General features: G+C 71.8%; 18 protein-coding genes and 1 tRNA gene. 12 read left to right on the plus strand and 7 right to left on the minus strand.

The window, feature by feature from the left end:
• Positions 1-21: 21 nt before the first annotated feature.
• The 4 genes from AWQ68_RS21850 to AWQ68_RS21865 all read left to right on the plus strand — a co-directional run bounded on the left by AWQ68_RS21850 (position 22) and on the right by AWQ68_RS21865 (position 3,275).
• Positions 22-903, plus strand: coding sequence for a polysaccharide deacetylase family protein (locus tag AWQ68_RS21850; RefSeq protein ID WP_218006969.1), 882 nt, complete (start codon positions 22-24; stop codon positions 901-903).
• A 131-nt stretch (positions 904-1,034) separates the two neighbouring features.
• Entirely contained in the window at positions 1,035-2,489 is a 1,455-nt protein-coding gene (locus AWQ68_RS21855; protein WP_066943077.1) for a vWA domain-containing protein, read from the plus strand.
• Positions 2,490-2,565: 76 nt separating this feature from the next.
• Positions 2,566-2,638: transfer RNA gene (locus tag AWQ68_RS21860), tRNA-Ala, on the plus strand.
• Positions 2,639-2,891: 253 nt separating this feature from the next.
• Positions 2,892-3,275 (plus strand): DUF2087 domain-containing protein, encoded by a 384-nt coding sequence (locus tag AWQ68_RS21865; protein WP_066943079.1) that lies wholly within the window; start codon positions 2,892-2,894, stop codon positions 3,273-3,275.
• A gap of 39 nt (positions 3,276-3,314) precedes the next feature.
• On the opposite strand, the gene AWQ68_RS21870 is transcribed toward AWQ68_RS21865, so the two are convergent.
• Genes AWQ68_RS21870 through AWQ68_RS21880 form a run of 3 tightly spaced genes read right to left on the minus strand, consistent with a single transcriptional unit; the run spans position 3,315 to position 6,499 of the window.
• Positions 3,315-4,832 carry a DUF6297 family protein gene (locus AWQ68_RS21870; protein ID WP_066943081.1) on the minus strand — a complete coding sequence of 506 codons (1,518 nt, stop codon included), beginning with the start codon at positions 4,830-4,832 and terminating at the stop codon, positions 3,315-3,317.
• A complete protein-coding gene (locus tag AWQ68_RS21875) occupies positions 4,829-5,485 on the minus strand; it encodes an ABC transporter ATP-binding protein (RefSeq protein ID WP_066943083.1) in 657 nt (218 codons plus the stop codon). Before AWQ68_RS21875 ends, AWQ68_RS21870 begins: the two co-directional genes overlap by 4 nt.
• A gap of 24 nt (positions 5,486-5,509) precedes the next feature.
• A complete protein-coding gene (locus AWQ68_RS21880; protein WP_066943085.1) occupies positions 5,510-6,499 on the minus strand; it encodes a GlxA family transcriptional regulator in 990 nt (329 codons plus the stop codon).
• Positions 6,500-6,585: 86 nt separating this feature from the next.
• Between AWQ68_RS21880 and AWQ68_RS21885 the strand changes: the two genes are divergently transcribed.
• From AWQ68_RS21885 to AWQ68_RS21900, 4 genes are all read left to right on the plus strand, one after another.
• Positions 6,586-7,860, plus strand: coding sequence for an MFS transporter (locus tag AWQ68_RS21885; protein WP_066943087.1), 1,275 nt, complete (start codon positions 6,586-6,588; stop codon positions 7,858-7,860).
• The gene (locus AWQ68_RS21890) at positions 7,857-8,534 is read left to right on the plus strand and encodes a peptidyl-tRNA hydrolase (RefSeq protein WP_066943089.1); all 678 of its coding nucleotides are present in this window, start codon (positions 7,857-7,859) and stop codon (positions 8,532-8,534) included. The genes AWQ68_RS21885 and AWQ68_RS21890 overlap by 4 nt, the downstream gene beginning before the upstream one ends.
• Before the next feature lie 108 nt (positions 8,535-8,642).
• A complete protein-coding gene (locus tag AWQ68_RS21895; RefSeq protein ID WP_066943091.1) occupies positions 8,643-9,581 on the plus strand; it encodes a hypothetical protein in 939 nt (312 codons plus the stop codon).
• 51 nt (positions 9,582-9,632) lie between these two features.
• Positions 9,633-10,124 carry a DUF1269 domain-containing protein gene (locus AWQ68_RS21900; RefSeq protein WP_066943093.1) on the plus strand — a complete coding sequence of 164 codons (492 nt, stop codon included), beginning with the start codon at positions 9,633-9,635 and terminating at the stop codon, positions 10,122-10,124.
• A 276-nt stretch (positions 10,125-10,400) separates the two neighbouring features.
• Here the strand turns inward: AWQ68_RS21900 and AWQ68_RS21905 are convergent, their stop codons facing one another.
• Entirely contained in the window at positions 10,401-12,266 is a 1,866-nt protein-coding gene (locus AWQ68_RS21905) for a CASTOR/POLLUX-related putative ion channel (RefSeq protein WP_066943306.1), read from the minus strand.
• Between the two features lie 103 nt (positions 12,267-12,369).
• Here AWQ68_RS21905 and AWQ68_RS21910 point away from each other — a divergent pair, with 103 nt between their 5' ends.
• From AWQ68_RS21910 to AWQ68_RS21920, 3 genes are all read left to right on the plus strand, one after another.
• Positions 12,370-12,966 (plus strand): Maf family protein, encoded by a 597-nt coding sequence (locus AWQ68_RS21910; RefSeq protein WP_245656031.1) that lies wholly within the window; start codon positions 12,370-12,372, stop codon positions 12,964-12,966.
• Between the two features lie 59 nt (positions 12,967-13,025).
• Positions 13,026-13,802 (plus strand): EI24 domain-containing protein, encoded by a 777-nt coding sequence (locus AWQ68_RS21915; RefSeq protein WP_066943095.1) that lies wholly within the window; start codon positions 13,026-13,028, stop codon positions 13,800-13,802.
• 136 nt (positions 13,803-13,938) lie between these two features.
• Positions 13,939-15,009: a DUF4192 domain-containing protein gene (locus AWQ68_RS21920; RefSeq protein ID WP_066943096.1), complete on the plus strand. Its 1,071-nt coding sequence runs from the start codon at positions 13,939-13,941 to the stop codon at positions 15,007-15,009.
• Between the two features lie 361 nt (positions 15,010-15,370).
• Here AWQ68_RS21920 and AWQ68_RS21925 read toward each other — a convergent pair whose 3' ends face one another.
• Complete coding sequence (locus AWQ68_RS21925; protein WP_066943098.1) at positions 15,371-15,724, minus strand: hypothetical protein; 354 nt, start codon at positions 15,722-15,724, stop codon at positions 15,371-15,373.
• Positions 15,725-16,102: 378 nt separating this feature from the next.
• Here AWQ68_RS21925 and AWQ68_RS21930 point away from each other — a divergent pair, with 378 nt between their 5' ends.
• Positions 16,103-16,732, plus strand: coding sequence for a DUF1707 and DUF4870 domain-containing protein (locus AWQ68_RS21930; protein ID WP_066943100.1), 630 nt, complete (start codon positions 16,103-16,105; stop codon positions 16,730-16,732).
• A gap of 58 nt (positions 16,733-16,790) precedes the next feature.
• Here the strand turns inward: AWQ68_RS21930 and AWQ68_RS21935 are convergent, their stop codons facing one another.
• Together AWQ68_RS21935 and AWQ68_RS21940 are read right to left on the minus strand one after the other, a co-directional pair.
• Entirely contained in the window at positions 16,791-17,732 is a 942-nt protein-coding gene (locus AWQ68_RS21935) for an aminoglycoside phosphotransferase family protein (RefSeq protein WP_066943102.1), read from the minus strand.
• Positions 17,733-18,010: 278 nt separating this feature from the next.
• Positions 18,011-19,537, minus strand: coding sequence for an ATP-dependent DNA ligase (locus AWQ68_RS21940; protein ID WP_066943104.1), 1,527 nt, complete (start codon positions 19,535-19,537; stop codon positions 18,011-18,013).
• Positions 19,538-19,568 lie beyond the last annotated feature (31 nt).

Genomic DNA, 19,568 nt, shown 5'->3' on the forward strand with positions numbered 1-19,568 from the left:
CGTCGTCGTATCGGGGGTTTCGTGACCGATGCGCCCCGTTCCGGCCGTACGATGCCGATCATGCTGTGGCGGCGGTCTCTCCTGTTGTCGGTGCTCCTGGTCTCCGGATGCGCCGGGCATGCGCCCACCGGTGTCGCTCCGCGTACGGCGGCGGACGTGGGGACGGAGCCGCGTCCCGCGGCGGCTGCCCCGAACGCGCCGGAACCGTCGCCGGAGGCGTCGGGGATCCGGCGGCCGCGTGATCCGATCCACCACGGGCCGCGGAAGTCCGACATGGTGGCGCTGACCTTCGACGCCGACATGACGTCGTACATGGAAGGGCAGCTCGACCGGGGCGAGGTGGACAGTTACGCCAACCCTCGGCTGATCGCCGAACTGCGCCGGCTCAAGGTGCCCGCGACGATCTTCATGACCGGCCTGTGGATCAAGCGCTACCCCGATGTGGCGGCCGGCCTGGCGGCCGACCCGTTGTTCGAGCTCGCCGACCACTCCTACGATCACAAGGCGTTCAGCACGCCCTGCTACGGGCTGGGCCGTACCGATGACATGCGGGGGAGCCTCCGCCGGACGGAGGCTCTGCTCGACCGGCTGGCTCCCGCACACCCGCGTTTCTTCCGCTTCCCCGGAGGCTGCTTCGACAAGGCGGCGCTCAGGGCGGTGGCGGCCGAGGGCCTGACGCCGATCCAGTGGGACGTGGTCGGCGGCGACGCCTTCGCCACGTCCAAGGACGTGATCGTGCGGCAGACGCTCGGCGGCGTGCGCGGCGGCTCCATCGTGGTGCTCCACCTGGGCGGCGGAAAGCCGTCCGGGCTGACCGATGACGCGCTTCCGGCCATCGTGAAGGGGATCAGGGAGCGGGGGCTGCGCCCGGTCACGCTCTCCACGCTGCTCGGCCACCGTTAGGTCACGCTTTGCCGGGTCGATGACGTGATGTCACGCGATGAGTACGTTTTACCGTCGCTTCCGTGACGGACCCGACCACGCCCGACGAGATGGCGTCGAAAGGGGCGAACGGGAACCGACGGAGGTGCCGGATGAAGCCACGTTTATCGGTCCTGGCAGGGATAGCCCTGCTGTCAGTCGTCCTCGCCGCCTGCGGCGCAGGTGGGGGAGAGGCCCCATCGGCCGGGCGGGCCGCTCCGGGAGGCCAGGCCGCGGAGGCCGGGAGGCTGGAGCACGACGCCACCGCCGAGCAGATCTCGACGTTCGCCCTGGACGTCGACACCGCGTCGTACGGCTACGCCCGCCGTGCCGTACAGGAGGGGAGGCTGCCCGAGCCGGCTCAGGTCAGGACCGAGGAGTTCGTCAACTCCTTCCGCCAGGACTACACCGAGCCGGACGACAACGGCTTCTCCGTACACGTGGACGGGGCGCGGACGAACGGCTCGGTGCTGCTCCGGGTGGGGCTGCGCACCCGCGGGGTCGGCCCGGAGCAGCGCCGGCCGGCCAACCTGACGTTCGTGGTGGACGTCTCCGGATCCATGGAGGAGACCGGGCGCCTCGACCTCGTGCGTGACGCCCTGCACACCCTCGTCGACCAGCTCATGCCCGGCGATCAGGTGGCGATCGTGTCGTTCAGCGACTCTGCGCGGCTGATCACCCCCATGGTTCCGGTGACGGAGCGGTCGCGGCTGCACGGCGCCATCGACGAACTGCGCACCGAGGGATCGACCAACCTGGAGGACGGGCTCGTCACCGGCTACCGGGAGGCGTCCCGGGCGTTCCGGTCCGTGGCCACCAACCGGGTGATCCTGCTCTCCGACGGGCTCGCGAACACCGGCGCGACCGAATGGCGCGCCATCCTCGACCGGGTGAGCGAGTACGCGGCCAAGCAGGTCACGTTGCTGTGCGTCGGCGTCGGACGCGAGTACGGCGACGAGTTGATGGAGCAGCTCGCGGACAACGGTGACGGCGCCGCCGTCTATGTGAGCAGCCAGGCGGAGGCGCGCGAGGTCTTCGTCGAGCGGCTCCCGGCCAACCTCGACCTGCGCGCCCGCGACGCCAAAGCGCAGGTCGTCTTCAACCCCGCGACCGTCGAGTCGTACAGCCTGCTCGGATACGAGAACCGGGAGCTGGCGCCGGAGGACTTCCGCGACGACTCGCGCGACGGAGGGGAGGTCGGGCCCGGGCACTCCGTGACCGCTCTCTACTGGGTACGGCTCCGCGCCGGGGCGTCGGGGCAGCTCGCGACGGCGACGGTGCGCTGGCTCGACCCGGACAGCCGCAGGCCCGGCGAGGTCAGCCGCGCGGTGGACATCCGTGACGTCGGCGGCGACCTGTGGACGGAGGCGCCGATCCGGCTCCAGGTCGACGCGGCGGCCGCGGCCTTCGCCGAGTACCTGCGCGCTCCGTGGACCGAGCGCGGCGAGCGGTTCGGGCTGGGGCTGGCGGACCTGGCGGGGCACGCGTCCCGCCTCGCGGAGGCCACCGAGGACCGCGACGTGGCGGAACTCGCGGATCTGGTCCGCCGCGTGCGCTCCCTCAGCTGATCGGTTACAGCCTCGGCCGGGATTTCCTATACACTGGCGTGGCGCCGCGAGGGGAAACCGTCGCGGACGTCACCGCGGGGCTATAGCGCAGCTGGTAGCGCACCTCCATGGCATGGAGGGGGTCTGGGGTTCGAGTCCCCATAGCTCCACCGCGGGAATCGCCCCGTTCCGTCGAGGAACGGGGCGTTCGCTTTTCCGGCGTATGTGCGCGCCCTGGTCGCGGTTCGCTTCTCGTGGGCGCCCGGTTATTCGATTGCCGCTCCGCCGCGCGTCCTCCTAGCGTGACGAGAGGAACCGGATCACGTCGGTCGCGCCCTGTGGAAAGGCCGGCTCTCGGCTTCGCCGTGCGATCCGGCGGCCCGACATCGCGGGCGTACGACCCCGGAGTGTGAAGGAGAGCATATGCACGCGCGTCACAAGGATCACGAGGAGCCGCCGTCCCGCGATCTCCAACCGGACGCCGGGGGCGGGAAACCCGATCTGCGGCCATTCGTCCGGGACGGGCGCCTGATCACGCTCCCGGCCCGGCAGAACCGCCGCCGCGCGGTCCTGGACCACGTGGCGGCGCGCTGCTTCGACCCCGCGGCCGAATACGACGAGCGGGCCGTCAACGAGAAGCTGCGCGAGTGGTGTGAAGGCGGCGAGGTGGACCACGTGGCCGTCCGCAGGTATCTCATCGACATGGGCATTCTCGTCCGGGGCAACGGCGTCTACCGGGTGAAGGGGCAGACGCCTCCCGAGCCGGGCGTCGCGGAACGATACGTCAGCTCCATGGGCCTCGAATAAGAGCCGCGCTGAGCGGACCACGTACGAGGACGGGCCGGATCAGGTCCTGCGAGCGCGGAGGAGGAAGGCGCCGACGGTCAGGACGGTCGCGACCGCCTGGGCCGTCAGGAACCCGGCCGTCTGCGCGGGCTGGAGCAGCAGGGCGGTGAGGGCGGGGGCGCAGCCGAGCACGGCCACGTCGATCCCGGTGACGCCCCAGAAGAGGGGGCCCAGCGGAACCGGACCGCCAGGGGTGTCGAGCACCGGTAGCGAGTGGTCGATCGGCCCCCGCCCCGCCATCCGCAGCGCGGCGACGGCGATCGGCGGCGCGCACAGTGGAACGAAGGCCCACCACGACGCGCCCGCCGCGACGCCCGGCCCGACGAGGCCGAGGGCGGCGAGCGCCGCGGCCAGCCACGCGCCGGCGAGCAGCGCGGGCGGGATCGCCCGGGCGGCCCTCGCCGCCTGCCGCGAGACACCGGCCAGCCGGATGAGGGTGGGGTTCTCGATGTCGCGGCGGGCTCCCGCCGTCGCCGAGGCGGCGGCGGTGAGGGCGCCCGCGAGCAGCGCGACCGCGACGGGCGGCGTGATCCCGCCGGTGGCGACGGCGGCCAGCGCGGGGAACGCCGCGGCCGCGAGCAGCGCCGCCAGGCGGGTGGGGCGGCGGCCGAGCCGGCGCGCCTCCACCCAGGCCAGCGCGAGGGGCGCGGGCAGGTGCGGCCAGGGCCGCGAGCGCAGCCGCCGGGCACGCCAGTGATTGTCCTCGGCGATCCACGTGAGCAGCCCGGGCTCCAGTGTGACGATCGCGTCCGTGGCCTGGCCGACCCGGGCCGACGAGGCGATCACCGCCCGGGAGGGGAAGCGGGACAACGCCCGCCACGTCCGTACGGCGAGGCCGGTCGCGGCGAGACAGGCCGCCACGGCGACGCCGACGATCACGCTCGCCGGGACGCGCGGGAGCGCGGTGAGCAGCGAGCGCCAGGGGAGCGCCGCGCCGCTCGCCGCCGCGAGCCCGGCGACGATCGCGAGGGCGGCGAGCGCGGCGAGCGCGACTCCCAGCCGGTCCGACTCCGGATCCCCACGCTGGGCCAGTACGGCCGTGGCGGCGCCGCCGACGCAGGCGGCGACGGCGACGAGGACGGCGCCGGCCACCCGGAGTGTGGCGAGGTCCGGGACCCCGAGCACGGTGAGGACGGTGACGCCCAGCACCACTCCGGCGACGACCGACGCGACCAGCAGCCGCAGCGCGGCGGGGCGCAGCACGGCCCGCCGGGTGAGCGGCGACGGCACCAGCCAGGCGGCGTCCGCGGGGGAGACCGTGATCGGTCCGACGAGGCGGGCCAGGGCGATCAATCCCGCGTAGGCGAGGACGACGAGGGCGAGACCCGTGCCGATCGTGGCCGGGTCCGTCGTGGCGGCCGGCGCCACGATACGGTTCCACGCCCGGGACAGCGGTTCGGCGGCGACCGCGCCGAGCACCGCGATGGCGAAGGCCAGCGTGTACCGGTCCTGCCAGGTGCGCTCACGCTTCGCGCGGGGAGCGCGGATGATCGCGCGGGCGGAGGCGAGGGCGTTCACCGCGTGGCTCCGGCGGCCAGCCGTCCGGAGGACAGGACGGTGTGCCGCGCCCCGGTCGCCTCGATGAGGCCGGGATCGTGGCTGGCCATGACGACGGTCCCACCGCTGCGGGCGTACTCGGTCAGGATCCCGGCCAGCCGGGTGCGGAAGGCGGTGTCGAGGCCGTGTTCCGGCTCGTCGAGCAGGAGCAGGCGGCTGGGCCGTACGAGCGCGGAGGCCAGGCACAGCCGCTGCCGCTGGCCGGTGGAGAGGGTCAGGGGCACGGCGTCGGCCCGTTCGGTGAGCCCGCAGCGCTCCAGGACCTGGGCGACGTCCGGCCAGGCGTCGTCCACCGGCTCGTGGGTGACCCGGATCAGCTCGACGTGCTCGTGTACGGTCAGCCCGGGATACCACGCCGGTTCGGCGGCGACCAGGGCGACCGCGCGCCAGAACGCGGCGTCGTCGCTCGGCGGCGTGCCGAAGACGGAGACCTCCCCGGAGGTCGGCGGCCGCAGGCCGGCCAGGCAGCGCAGCAGGGTGGACTTCCCCGTCCCGTTCTCGCCCGCGACGGCGACGATCTCTCCCTGACGGACCGTGAGATCGACGCCGCGCAGGACGGGGTTCGCCCCCAGCACGACGTGAAGATCCCGCACATCGATGATCGGCTCAGACACGACCCGAGCCTAGCCAAACACAAGTCAGCGGGGCCCGGGGACGCGGGAGCGGAACGTCTGGCGATAGGCGAGGGGGGCGACGCCGACCGCCGCGTGCAGGTGCTGCCGCAGCGACACGGCGGTGCCGAACCCGGACTTCCTGGCGATCTCGTCCACCGACAGGTCGGTGGTCTCCAGCAGGTGCCTGGCCTGCTCGACCCTGCGGCCGGTGAGCCAGCGGGCCGGGCTGAGCCCCGTCTCCTCGCGGAACCTGCGGGTGAACGTGCGCACGCTCATCCGGGCGTGCGCGGCCAACTCGGCCAGATCGACCGGCTCGTGCAGCCGCTCCAGCATCCAGGCCCGGGTGGGAGCGGTGCCGGCGCCGCCGGGGTCGGGCAGGGGGCGCTCGATGTACTGCGCCTGCCCACCCTCCCGGAACGGCGGCGTCACGCACCTGCGCGCCGCCCGGTTGGCCACCTCGCTGCCGTGGTCGCGGCGTACCACGTGCAGGCAGAGGTCGATCCCGGAGGCCACGCCCGCCGAGGTGAGGACGTCGCCGTCGTCGATGAACAGCACGTCGGGGTCGAGCCGTACGCGGGGGAAGAGCCGCTGGAAGCGCCGGACGTGGTACCAGTGCGTGACGGCCGGTCGGTCGTCAAGCAGGCCGGCCGCGGCGAGGACGAACGCCCCGGTGCAGATCGACATCATCCGGGACCGTCTCGCCGCCGCCTGGAGCGCCGAGCGGAGCTCGTCGTCGATCGTTCCGGCGGTGAGCGCGGATCCCCCGTGAACGCCGGGCACGATGACCGTGTCGGCGGTCTCCAGGGCGCCGAGGTCGTGGTCGGGCAGCACGTGGTACCCGGCGGAGCCGCGCACGGGAGCGCCGCCCGGCGAGCAGGTGGTGATCTCGTAGAGCCGCCGTCCCGCCGGGTTCGCGGCCACCCGGAAGACCTGCCCGGGGATGCCGAGGTCGAGGGGCGCGAAGTCGTCGAGGGCGAGGATCACGACGCGGTGCGGGGGCGCTTCAGGAGCCATGGCCGGATTCTTTCACATATTGGCTTTCGGGCCACTCGTGGCCCGATATCTACCCACCTGATGATGTCCGGGTGACATTCAGAGGATTGAGAGCCGGTCGTCCGCACCGCGCGTGGATCGTGGCCGCCGTCGCCTTCGTCGCCATCATCGGCGCGGCCGGCTTCCGGGCCACGCCCGGAGTGTTCATCACGCCGCTCCAGGAGGAGTTCGGCTGGACGAGGGGCACCATCGGCCTCGCCGTGTCGGTGAACCTGATGCTCTTCGGACTCACCGCGCCGTTCGCCGCCGCCCTGATGGACCGTTTCGGCATGCGCTCGGTCGTGTCCGCCGCGCTCGCCCTGGTCGCGGCCGGTAGCGGGGTCACCGTGTTCATGACCGCGAGCTGGCAGCTCGTGCTGTGCTGGGGCGTCCTCGTCGGGCTCGGCACCGGCTCCATGGCCCTCGTCTTCGTCGCCACGGTCACCGACCGCTGGTTCGTCCGGCAGCGCGGGCTGGTCACCGGCGTGCTCACGGCGGGCGGGGCCACCGGCCAGCTCGTCTTCCTGCCCGTGCTGGCCCATCTCGTCGAGATGTCGGGATGGCGGACGGCGGCGCTGGTCGTGGCCGCGTGCGCGCTCGCGGTCGTGCCGCTGGTGTGGTTCCTGCTCCGCGACTCCCCCGAAGAGCTCGGCCTGCGGCCGTACGGCGCCGCGCCGGACGCCGAGCCGCGCGTACGGCCGGCCGGGGGAGGGGCGGCGGCCCGCGCGCTCCGGACGCTGCGCGACGCGGCGCGCACCCGGGCGTTCTGGTACCTCGCGCTGGGCTTCGCGATCTGCGGGGCGAGCACGAACGGCCTGGTCGGCACGCACTTCATCCCGGCGGCACACGACCACGGCATGCCCGAGACCACCGCGGCCGGGCTGCTCGCCGTCGTCGGGATCTTCGACATCGCGGGGACCGTGTTCTCCGGCTGGCTCAGCGACCGGATCGACGCCCGGCTGCTCCTGGTGGTCTACTACACGCTGCGCGGGCTGTCCCTGCTGATCCTGCCGTCGCTGTTCGCCGAGACCACCGAGCCGAGCATGCTGGTGTTCATCATCTTCTACGGCCTGGACTGGGTGGCCACCGTGCCGCCGACGGTGGCCCTCTGCCGGAAGATCTTCGGCGCGGACGGGGCGATCGTGTTCGGCTGGGTGTTCGCCTCCCACCAGATCGGCGCGGCGTTCGCCGCCACGCTCGCCGGGGTGACCCGCGACCACCTCGGGAACTACGACCTCGCCTGGTACGGCGCGGGCGTGCTCTGCCTGGCCGCCGCCCTGATGTCGGCGCGGATCGTCGCCCGGGTGAGAGAGCCGCGCCGGGCTGAGATCCTGGTCGGATGAACCAATGGGTCCTCCCCCTCGTCGTCCGGATCGAACGCGCGGCTCCCCCTGAGCGCACCGACGCGCTGGAAGCGGCCGCACACGCCGTGCTGAGACTGCTCGACCAGGACGAGTGGGCCGAGCCGATCGCGCAGTGGGAGCGCATCGGGATCAGAAAGGTGGTCCGCCGGGCCCGCGGGGCGGAGTGGCGCCGGGTGCTCGCCCTGCCCGGCATCACCGTCGAGGTGGGGACGGCCGAGGTGCGGGTGCATCCGCCGGTGCCGCTCGACGACTGGCCGAGAGACCTCCAGCGTCTCCAGGTCTCCGGCACCGATCTGACCGATTCCGGTGTTCCGGGCCATCCGGATCCGAAGGGCGCGGTCCTCTGGGTGAACCCGCACCTGGAGATGAGCGCGGGCAAGGCGATGGCGCAGGCGGGGCACGGCGCGCAGCTCGCGTGGTGGGGCAGTGACGAGCGGGCCAGGGACGCGTGGCGCGGCGCGGGGCTGGGCGCGGCCGTCCGCATCGCATCTCCCGAGCTGTGGGAGTCCCTGGTGGACAGCGGCCTCCCGGTGGTGCGGGACGCCGGCTTCACCGAGATCGCGCCCGGATCGGTCACCGTGATCGCCGACGCTCCCTGGCTACGGCTGGGCGGCTTCCGGCCGGCGGGCTGGGGGCCGCTGCGCGCGACATGATCCTCGTTCCCGAAGTGTGATGGTGATCCCGCCCGAAATACCGCGATATGCCGTACGCTCCCGATCGTGTCACCTGGGGACAATGGGACAAAAGCGGTTCCGACTTACGTGGCGGCCGAAGCGGAGACGACACCGCTGCCGAAGATCGTGGTCCCCCCGCCCCCGCAGCCTCCCCGCTCGGGTAAGGGGCTGGGCGACCTGCCGATGCGGATGGTCTATCGCCTGATCGCCGGGGCGGTCGCCGTCGTGGCGGTGGGCGTCGGCGGGGTGGCCGTGCTGACCCGCGGCGGCGACGACGCGGCGCCCTCGGCCGCCCCGGTCCCATCGGCCGCGGCGACCGCGATCCCGAGCCTGCCCGTCGCGAACGGCACCACCGGAGCCCCGGCGGCCACCTCCGGGATCACCCCGTTCGCGAGCCCCCTGGCCGGCTCGCCCGCCGCCACTCCGCAGGCGTCCTCCGCGACCACACCGGCCGCGGTCACGGCCGTCATGCAGGCCGCGCTGTCCGATCCGCGGCTCCGGGAGCTGCCCGAGCAGGACCACGAGCTGCGCCGCCTCTACGGGCGGGCCGCGGCGAGCAAGGGCCTGCTGAAGGACGCCCGCTCGGGTGTCGCCTTCCCCCGTTTCGCGAAGGTGTGGAAGCTGGCCCCGGCCAGCCCCTTCACCAGCCGCCAGATGCTGCCCAAGATCAAGGGAACGTCCTTCCGGGGCCTCCTCGTCTCGTGCCCGGTGCCGATCCCGGTGCAGGAGAACGTCAAGGACACCGCCTTCCTGGCCGCCCGGTGGACGCTGAACCACCACCCGTCCGGCGCGACGATCTCGTGGACGGCCTCGCAGCCCTTGAAGGTGGGGGAGCGGGACGGCTGGCTGCTCGGCTACACCGTGAACTACAAGATCAGGGGCAAGCAGCGCAAGGCCATGGCGGCCCTCGCGCTGGTCGACGTGCCCAAGGACAAGCCCGCGCTGGTGTTCGTCACCATCCCCGACACGCAGAGGAAGCACTGGCGGGACATCAATACCGTCATGTCGCGAATTCGCGTGCTTTAAGGGGCGGTCCTCCTGGGGATGATTACGGCCATCCGAAACGGGGGGATCGATATGTCGGATCTGATCGCCGTCGCGTACGACGACGTCACCACCGCGAACACCGTCCGGGACAAGCTCTTCGAGCTGCAGAAGCAGAACCTGATCAAGCTCGCCGACGCCGCGGTCGCGGAGCGGACCAAGGACGGCAAGATCAAGCTGCACCAGAGCACCAGCACGACCGGCATCGGCGCCATGGGCGGGGCGCTGTGGGGCGGTCTCATCGGGCTCATCTTCTTCATGCCGCTCATCGGCATGGCCGTCGGCGCCGCGACGGGGGCCGCTGCGGGCGCGATGACCGACGTGGGCGTGGACGACAAGTTCATGAAGCAGGTCGGTGAGGAGCTCAAGCCGGGCTCCGCCGCGCTCTTCGTACTGGTCACCCAGAGCACCCCGGACAAGGTGATCCCGCAGATCTCGTCCTACGGCGGCAAGATCATTCACACGTCACTGTCCAAGCAGGCCGAGGAGAACCTGCGCCAGGCGCTCGCCGGCGCCCCGCACTGAGCCCGTACGGGCCGGGCCGTACGGCGGAGCAGGGGCGGACGCGACGCCGCGCGGACCGCGGAGGCGTTCCGCGCGGCCGGGCGTCCGACCGCTCCCGGGTCTCCGGAGCCGAGGCCCCGGAGACCCGGAAACGCCAGTGCCGGCGAACACGCGCGCTGAGCCTGCCCGGAGGTCAGAGCCGGATGCCTCCGACCAGGCCGCGCGGATTCGGGGGCGAGGCTTCGGAGGTTGGAAGGGGTTCGCGGCTCAGCGGGGGGTGGCAGGGGGTTTCGCGGCTCAGCGCTCGGCGAGCACGATCACCGCGTCATCGGGCGCGAACGCGATCGGGCGAGCCTTGTCGGGGTTCAACACCACGCCGTACCTTGGCGGCTCATTGATCCCGGCGGCGAGCCGGTAGCCGATCGCGGTCTCGCCGCGCCGCCGGGCCGACTCGATCACGGTCGCGAACCGGACGGGCTCCCCGATGACCACGTAGTCCTCCACGGGACGCGGATACAGCTCCGAGCCCTTGGAGTCGAAGAGGTAGCCGAACACGTCGGACAGGCGCGGGTTCTCCGCGAGTTGCGCGAGAAGGAGCCCGATGACCGTGTCGCTGATCACGATGTCGTCGGCCCGCGCGACTTCGGCGAGCGCGCGGTTGTTCTCGTCGTACATCTCGCTGACGATCGAGTACCGCTCGCCGAATGTGGACTGGATGTCGCGCAACTGGAGCAACGTCATCAGGGTGCGCGTGTCCGCGTGATGCGCGTCGTACCTGCTGTCGGAGAGCACGATCACGTGCTGGTAGAGCCCGGTGCCCAGCGACTCCAGCGCGTACCTGTCGGTGATGTCGCACTCCTTGGTGTTCACGGTGAGCCGGGCCAGACCGGTGAGGTCGCTTGCCGCGGCCGGATGGTCCCCGGCGACGTCGATCGTCGATCCTTCGGGGACATAGCCGTCGAGATACCGCACGATCTGGGCGGCCCGGCCGTTCCAGCCGAGCAGCAGCGTCCGCTCGGGGCCGGGCCGCTCGTGCGCGGTGGCGACGATGCGGTCCTCCTCCACCGGGACCGCGGGGTCACCGAGGCGGATGAGCGAGTCGTCGTCGGCGATCAGGATGATCTCGTCGTCGGCTGCGATCACCGTGTCCGACGGCGGGTTGAGCACCACCTTCCCGGCCGAGCGCAACCCGATGACGGTCGAGGTCCGGTACGCGCTGAGCGCCTCGCCGTACGTCAGGCCGGCCAGGGACGGCTCGGGCCGCAGGTAGATCTCCCCGCCGTCGAAGTTGAGCAGGTCCATGCAGACGACCGACATGCCCGACTGCCGGGACGACTGGACGATGAGCCGGGACGCCGTGTCGTCGGAGTCGACCAGGTGGACGCCCGGACCGCCCGCGAGGCGTGCCGCCGCCATGTTGCGCGATGACGTGAGAGCGGCCACGACCGGAAGGTGGTCGATGTCGCGCTTCGCGAGCGCGAGCAGGGTCTTGATGACGTGGGCGTCCGGGTCGTCGCTCTGCGGCGAGAGCACCACGACGGACCTGGCCGTCTCCAGGCTCATCAGGTCGAGGTCCGCCGGTTCCGTCGGACGGCCGGTACGGCAGACGAGCCGGGTCCGTCCGATATCGCCCACCTTGGTGCGGATGGCCTCCTCCATGCCCGGCTTGTCGCGGTCGGCCAGGATGGCGATGACCGACCCCCGTTGGCTGGCCTGCGCCTTCACCAGTTCGCCCACCATCGTGAAGACCTGCTCCGACCAGCCGAGGATCACGGTGTGGCCGCTCTCGATGATGCGTGAGCGTCCCTTGCGCAGCTCCTCGATCTTTCCCTTCAGGCCGGTGGACAGCACGCCGACCAGCGTGCTCACGATGAAGATGCCGCCGAGCGAGACGGCGAGCATCAGGGCGAGGAAGGGCGCGGTCCCCGAGTCGCTGGCGATCTTGCCCGGGCTGAGAGCGCGCATCAACGTCATCCACAGCACGCCGGGCAGCCCCGCGTGCTCGAACACCTCGTCCGGTGTGAGCCACAGGGTCAGGGCCGAGACGGTGAGGATCAGCGCGAGTGACGCGAGACCCAGCCAGCCGATCAGCGCCACCGTGCCCTTCGCCATCGTGTTGTCGAACCAGTAGCGCAGCCGCTCCCGAATCGTCGCCCTCGCCACCGAAATCTCCCCGAAGTCCATGAACAGGTGGATTTATGATCGAAAAACGTACCGGTCTCGGCGGCTCCGCCGTACACGAATGCCGCCACTAGACTCGGGTCCCGTGACCGAACTCGTTCTTGCTTCCGCTTCCCCGGCCCGGCTCGGAGTCCTGCGTGCCGCCGGGCTCGATCCCAAGGTGATGGTCAGCGGTGTGGACGAGGACGCGATCACCGCCGAGACCCCCGCCGCGCTCTGCCTGGCCCTCGCGAAGGCCAAGGCCGACGTCGTCGCGGCGTCTCTGGAAGAGGGGGTCGTCATCGGCTGCGACTCCGTCCTCGAACTCGACGGCGTCGCGTACGGCAAGCCCTCCTCGCCTGAGGACGCGCTGTCGCGCTGGCGGTCGATGCGGGGCAGGACCGGTCACCTGCTCACCGGCCACTGCGTCATCGACGTCGCCTCGGGCCGTCGGGCCGCCGACGTCGGCACAACCATCGTCAGGTTCGGCGCTCCCACGGACGAGGAGATCTCCGCCTATGTGGCGAGCGGAGAGCCGTTGAAGGTCGCGGGCGCGTTCACCCTCGACGGCCTCGGCGGATGGTTCGTCGACGGCATCGACGGCGACCACGGCAACGTCCTCGGGATCTCCCTCCCGCTGCTTCGCCGCCTGCTCGGGGAGATCGGCGTCCCCGTCACGAGCCTCTGGACGTCGGCGGGCTGATCGGGCGGGGGCCGCGGACGAGATCGCGGGCCATGATCTGAGGCGCTAGCCTGCCGGACATGAGCGACATCGTACGACCTGCCCAGCGCGAGGCCGGCGGCTTCCTGAGGGGCGTCGGCTGTGCCTTCAAGGGGCTCGGGTGGGTCGCGCGGCACCCCCGCTGGTGGTTGTTCGGCCTCATCCCCGCGCTGATCGCGTTCGTGCTGTACGCCTTCGCCCTGGTGTGGCTCGGCACGCACGCCGGCCGCATCGCCGAGTGGGCGACCCCGTTCGCGGACGGCTGGGGCTGGCGGGACGCGTTCCGCACGCTCGTCGGCATCCTGATCTTCGTGGCCGGTCTCGCGCTCGCGGTGCTCACCTACGCGGCGGTCACCCTCGCCATCGGCGAGCCGTTCTACGAGAAGCTGTCGGAGAAGGTCGAGGAGGACCACGGCGGCCTTCCCGAGGCCGTCGAAGCGCCCTTCTGGCGGACGCTGCTGCGGTCGATCCGCGACAGTCTGATCACGCTCTACTACATGCTGCTGTTCACGATCCCGCTGTTCGTGCTCGGTTTCGTGCCGGTCATCGGCCAGACCGTCGTGCCCGTGCTCGGCGCGATCGTCTCCGGCTTCTTCCTGAGCGTGGAGTTGACCGCTCTGCCGCTGGAACGACGCGGCATGGGACGAAAGGAGCGCTTCGCACTGCTGCGCGGGGAGAAGGGGGCCACGCTCGGCTTCGGCGTGCTCCTCTTCCTGGCCTTCATGGTCCCCCTCGTCGCGGTCGTGCTCATGCCCGCCGCGGTGGCGGGCGCCGCGATCCTGGTACGCGAGCGGTTGGTTCCTCCGCAGGAGGCCTGATACCGCGCGCGAACGCTTGGTGACACGCGTTCGCCCGGTCTCGTAGTGGTGATGAGGTTCTCCACAGGGCGCTCGATATCCCCAGAACGCCACTCGGCCGGTTGGCGGGGGAGCGCGTCGGCGAAGCTCTCGGTCCATGACCTCCGTCTCGACCCTCGTGCTCTCCACCCCGGCCGACATCCTCGCGGCCGTGCCGTACCTGCTGGGTTTCCATCCCCGCGACAGCCTCGTCGTCGCGGTGTTCGCGGGCGGCGCCCTGCGGGTGACCACCCGGTGGGACCTCCCGATCGATCCGGGCGCGCTCGACCCGCTGGCCGGGCTGCTGCGGCGTGAGTCGATCACCACCGCCGTCCTCGCCGGGTACGGCCCGGCCGCCCTGGTGACCCCGGCGATCGACGCCGCGTCCCGGCTGCTCGGCCACGCCGGCGTCGAGGTCGTGGAGGCGCTGCGCGCCGACGCCGGCCGCTACTGGTCCTATGTCTGCGCCCAGGCCGGCTGTTGCCCGCCCGAGGGCACGCGGTACGACGCGGTGTCCGGCAGGGTCGCCGCCGAGGCCGTCCTGCATGGCCTGGTCGCGCTGCCCGACCGGCGCAGCCTGGTCCGATCCGTCGAGCCGTACGGCGGGCTCGCCCGGGTGGCGATGAGGCAGGCCACCGGCCGGGTCGTCGCCGAGACGCGGACGCTGCTGACGGCGGCCGAGCGGCCCGACGAGGTCGCGGCGGCCTTCGTGGCCGGAGGGCGCGCGCGTGTCCGGTCGGCGATCGCCCGCTACGGCTCGGGCGAGCGACTGGGCGATGAGGAGGCGGCGCGGCTCGGACTCGACCTGGCGGTTGTCCGGGTACGCGACGAGGCGTGGGCGCTGATCGACCACCGGGAGGCCCATGTCGCACTGTGGCGGGACCTCACCCGACGCCTGGAGCCGCGATTCGTGGCCCCGGTGGCCTCCCTGCTGGCCGCCGCGGCATGGCGCGGCGGGGACTGTGCGCTCGCCGGTCTCGCGTTGGAGCGCGCGCTGGCCGCCGATCCCGCGTACTCGATGGCGAACCTGCTCTGCCAGGCGCTGCGCCACCTGATCCCCCCCGACGCGATGCGCGACCGCATGCCGACGCCGGAGGAACTGGACGCGCAGATGGGCCCGCCGCGGATGAGCTGGCTGGTGCCGCTGCTCGCGCAGCTCGTAGAGGAGCCCTCGGTGCCGGCCGGATGAACCCACGCGCGGGAGCCCCGGAGAGCCGAGCAGGGGAACCAGTCCGTGGCGAGCTGGGGAACTGGTCCGTCGCGAGCAGGCCTTCCGGCGGTGTGGGAAGAGAAATGCCTGTGGGGTGACGTCTCAGGTGGACGACCTGTCGCTGTGCGTCACGAATCGCGTGTTCGTCGCCCGTGGGTCACAAGGCGAATTCTTGAGCGTGGAGAAGGCCCGATCCCAGGGGAAAGACGAGTTCTCGGACGCACGAAGGGCCGCTGAGCATGAACCAAGCGAGCCCTTGAGTGTCACGAAGTCTTCTGTGCGCAGGAGCCATTGAGCGTAACGAGGGCGAGCCTTGCGATGAGTGGTCGCCCTCCACACGTCACTGCTCGGCCTGCCGTCGCTCCTGCTCGCGGCGGCGCTCGTTGTAGGCGCGCATCCGAGCGGGGTAGCCGGTGAGCTGCACGTCGTACACCGGAAGCGCCAGGTCTCGGGCGACTTTGCCGATGACGGCCGGCGACCCGACCCGGCGGCGGGTCCACTCGCCGTCGTGTGCCACCGCGACGGCCGTGGTGTCGGTCGCGAACGTCTCCGGCTCCACATAGAACTCGACGCCGCGCCGTGACCGGGCGAACGCGATCAGGGCCTCAATGTCCTCATCGGTGGCTTCCCGGTCGAATTTGGCGACCCGGGGGCCGCGTAGTCGTCTGATACCGTAACGATCTCGCCATCTCATACCCCTTATATACAGTTCCCGACTGTCATTTCGCGGGGCTACCGGTATGTCGTCAGTGCTTCGATTTCATGTCGATAGTGAAACCTCACGAGACGGTGCCGCATGCGGCGGTCGTATGGGCGATTCTTCCGTCTCTTGTATTGGGCGGTGACCGATCCACGAGTCGAGCGATGCTCGGCGAGCGCGACGGATAAGGGGTTCCTGGGGGAGACGTAGGGGAGATCCCTGATGACCAGGTCGGCGGCAGCGCCCAGGATAGAGGGGGAGATGCTCTGCCGCCCGCGCGGCGGGGCAGACTCGAAGGAAAGGCAAGCAGGCCGTGCCCGTTCCGGCGCCCCAGGCGTCAGATGTGCGCGACATCAACGAAGGTAGGCATCGATGCCGACGGCAGCGACACCATCCTGGTCCGGGCGTACGCCCATCCATCCCGACCTGAGGGTCACGAACCACGACCGTGACCAGGTGGTCGAGCACGTCAAGGCGGCCTACGCCGAGGGCCGGCTGGACAAGTTCGAGATGGACGAGCGGCTGCATCAGGCGATGACCGCGCGCACCCACGCCGACCTCATCCCGATCATGAACGACCTGTACGGCTCACGCGCCGCCGAGTACGTCCCTCCCGCCCCGCCGCCGGCCCACCACATGCGGGGTCCCGGATACCAGCGGCGGGCGGGATATCCCGCGGCCGGGCCCGTCGACGGCGGTGACCGAGTGGGGGGAGCGGCGGCGCACCTGCTGACGCTGTGCGGCCTGTTCGTGATCGGGCCGCTGATCATGCTGCTGACCGCCGGCCGGACGTCGTCCTTCATCAGGAGGCACGCCGTCGAGTCGCTGAACTTCCACCTCACGGTGCTGGGTGCGACGGTGCTGCTGCCCTTCACCGTGATCGGGATCGTGCTCATCCCGTTCCTGTGGATCCTGGGCTTCGTGCTCGCCGTCGTCGGCGGAGTCTCGGCCATCGCCGGAGGCGACTTCCGCTACCCCCTTACCGTTCGCCTGGTGAAGTAGCCCCGGCCCGCCGACCCCGGCTTCCCCACAGTTCCAAGGCCCGACGGCCCGCTGCCGGTCACACGGAGGCTGTTACTCCCTCCCGGCGCAGCAGGGCCGTGGCGATCACGATCTGGGCGGGTCCGAGCGCGCTCTTGCCGTCTTCTATGTCCCATAGGGCGTTCTGCAGTATGCGGCCGAGGGTCCAGCCGATGGCTCGCTTCCGGTCCAGGCCGAGGACCTCGGTCAGCAGGTCGAAGCGGCGGAGCACGGCGCGAGGCGCATCACCGGTGGCCTCCACCTCGTCCCACCGGTTGTCCAGCGCCGGGAGCAACTCGAACCCCGGGTCGCCGGCGAGCGGTTCGGGGTCGATGGCCAGCCAGGGCTCCCGTTCTCCGGCCAGGATGTTGTCGTAGTGCAGGTCCCAGTGCAGCAGGCGGTCGCCGGGCTCGCCGAGCAGTTCGGCCACGGCGGACGCGCAGGTGCGCACGAGCCGTTGTTCGCCGGGAGCGCGCAGCGCCGGTACGGCCCGGGGGACCTGGTCGAGCATGGCGGAGGCGACGTCGGACAGCCGCCGCAGGCCCTCGGGGGCCGGTACCGAGGTCAGGCGGGCCATCAGTTCCGCCAGGATCCGCACGGCCGCATAATCGTCGGCCACCGAGGACAGGGGCCGGGTCGCGTCCAGCCGTTCCAGCAACTGCGTGGCGCTTTCCTCGTCATGGTCGAGCAGGCGCACGATGCCGTCGCCTCCCCACGCCCGCAGGCCGAGGGCGGTGCCGACGGTCTCCTCCCGGAGCTGCTGCAGCTTGAGCACGGCGGGTGTCCCGTCGGCCTGGAGGACGGGCAGGACCAGCGACGCCATGCCGTACGCGGCCGGACCGTCGGGCCGCAGCCCCCACCGGTCGAGGAACTCGCCGCCCACCCGGGGCAGGTCGGCGAGCCAGGCACGCGCCTCCTCGCCCAGCGCGCCATATGACGCGGCGAAGGCGTCAGGAACGTCGATGTACGCGGACGCGCTCACGGAGACCTCTCCTTCCTGGGCCCGGACCGGGCGGTGACAACCGGAAAAGACCACGGATGTACGGACTTATCGGGCAGGTGCCAGCGCCCTCACCCTACCCGGACGCGATCATGCTGGATCCGGGCCCATGATCGGCACATCAGGGGGTGACACCGCACCTCAGCCGGAGGGCCGGAACCGCACGCCCGGGCCGCTCTCGCTCACATCAGCCAGGCACGGCGGCTCCTCGCCCAGCAGCGGGGGCTGCGACCACTGCCGAAGGCGTGGACGGATCCCCGTCAGGGCATGAGGGCGCGGAGCGTGGCCACCGTGTCGGCCTCCTCCGGCCGCTTGTCGGGGCGGTACCGCAGAACCCGGGCGAAGCGCAGCGCCATCCCGCCCGGATAGCGGGTCGAGCGCTGCACCCCGTCGAAGGCGATCTCCACCACGAGCTCGGGCTTCACCGCGACCACCCATCCGTCCGTCGGCCCCTCGGCCAGGCGGAGGAACTGCTCGGTCTGCCAGGTGAGCAGCTCGTCGGTGAGCCCCTTGAAGGTCTTGCCCAGCATCACGAAGCCGCCGGTCTCCGGGTCGAGCGCGCCCAGGTGCAGGTTGGAGAGCCAGCCCTCGCGCCGCCCGCTGCCCCACTCGGCCGCCAGCACGACCAGGTCCAGGGTGTGCCGGGGCTTCACCTTGACCCACCCGGCTCCGCGCCGGCCCGCGGCGTACGGCGCCTGCAGCGACTTGGCCACCACGCCCTCGTGGCCGTGTCGTATGGCGTCGGCGAAGAACGCCTCGCCCGCCTCGGCGTCGGCCGTTACCAGGCGGGGGGTGACAAGCCCGGCCGGCACGGTGGCGGTGAGCGCGGCGTGCCGCTCCTCGGCGGGCAGGTCGAGCAAATCGGCGCCTCCCACCCGGAGGGCGTCGAAGAAGAACACGCTGAGCGGCACCGCCGCGCGGACGGTCTCGACGTCGGTGCGGCTCGCCACCCGGCCGGAGGTGACCTGGAACGGCTCGGGCCGCCCGTCCGGGCGCAGGGCGATGACCTCGCCGTCGAGCACGAGATCGCGCTCCGGCAGCCGGAGCAGCGCCTCGACCAGCTCGGGAACCTGCGGAGTGATCTCCTCCAGGGTGCGGGTGAAGACGCCGACCCGGTCGCCGGAACGGTGGGCCTGCACGCGCACGCCGTCGAGCTTCCACTCGAGCGCCGCCGGGCCGCCGATCTTCTCCAGCGCCGCGCTCACGGACGGCGCGCTCTGCGCGAGCATGGGCGAGACCGGCCGCCCGACCTCCAGGTGGAACGCGCGCAGCGCCTCGACGCCGCCGCGCAGTGCGGCGGCCCCCACGGCGGGCAGCCAGCCGCGCAGCGTCAGCGCCCGCCTGACCTCGGGGGCGGGCACGCCCGCGGCCTTGGCGACGGCCTCGATCATCACGCCGTCGAGGGCGCCCTGGCGGAGCTCGCCGCGGATCAGGCGCCGCAGGAAGGACTGCTCCTGGTAGGTGGCCGCGCTGAAGAGCTCGTCGATGAGCGCCTTGCGCGCCGCCTGCGATCCGGGCCCCGCCTGCGCCTTGATCCGTTCGAAGAGCGAGTCGACCTGGGTGAGGGTGGCGGTCGCGATCTGGCGCGGCGCCGGTGCCTCGGTGAGTGTGCGCGGTCCCACGCCGATCTGGCGCTGCGGGATCTCGCCGGAGAGATAGGAGATCGCGATCTCGGCCTCGTCGGGGCCCACCCTGCCGAGGATCTCGGCCAGATGCGCGATCTTGGCCAGCCGCGCCGAGTCCGCCGCCACGGCGGCCGACGTCCGGGCAAGGTCGATCAGCAACACACCGTCATCCTGCCTCACCGCCCCGGCTCTT

The organism is Microtetraspora fusca, from assembly GCF_001570365.1.
Lineage (GTDB): Bacteria > Actinomycetota > Actinomycetes > Streptosporangiales > Streptosporangiaceae > Microtetraspora > Microtetraspora fusca.

Bases quoted from the DNA above. Each gene is read 5' to 3' on its own strand.
- AWQ68_RS21925 (WP_066943098.1), bottom strand. From the start codon at position 15,724: ATGAGATGGCGAGATCGTTACGGTATCAGACGACTACGCGGCCCCCGG.
- AWQ68_RS21900 (WP_066943093.1), top strand. From the start codon at position 9,633: ATGTCGGATCTGATCGCCGTCGCGTACGACGACGTCACCACCGCGAAC.
- AWQ68_RS21880 (WP_066943085.1), bottom strand. From the start codon at position 6,499: ATGGCTCCTGAAGCGCCCCCGCACCGCGTCGTGATCCTCGCCCTCGAC.
- AWQ68_RS21890 (WP_066943089.1), top strand. From the start codon at position 7,857: ATGAACCAATGGGTCCTCCCCCTCGTCGTCCGGATCGAACGCGCGGCT.
- AWQ68_RS21855 (WP_066943077.1), top strand. From the start codon at position 1,035: ATGAAGCCACGTTTATCGGTCCTGGCAGGGATAGCCCTGCTGTCAGTC.
- AWQ68_RS21930 (WP_066943100.1), top strand. From the start codon at position 16,103: ATGCCGACGGCAGCGACACCATCCTGGTCCGGGCGTACGCCCATCCAT.
- AWQ68_RS21915 (WP_066943095.1), top strand. From the start codon at position 13,026: ATGAGCGACATCGTACGACCTGCCCAGCGCGAGGCCGGCGGCTTCCTG.
- AWQ68_RS21865 (WP_066943079.1), top strand. From the start codon at position 2,892: ATGCACGCGCGTCACAAGGATCACGAGGAGCCGCCGTCCCGCGATCTC.
- AWQ68_RS21920 (WP_066943096.1), top strand. From the start codon at position 13,939: ATGACCTCCGTCTCGACCCTCGTGCTCTCCACCCCGGCCGACATCCTC.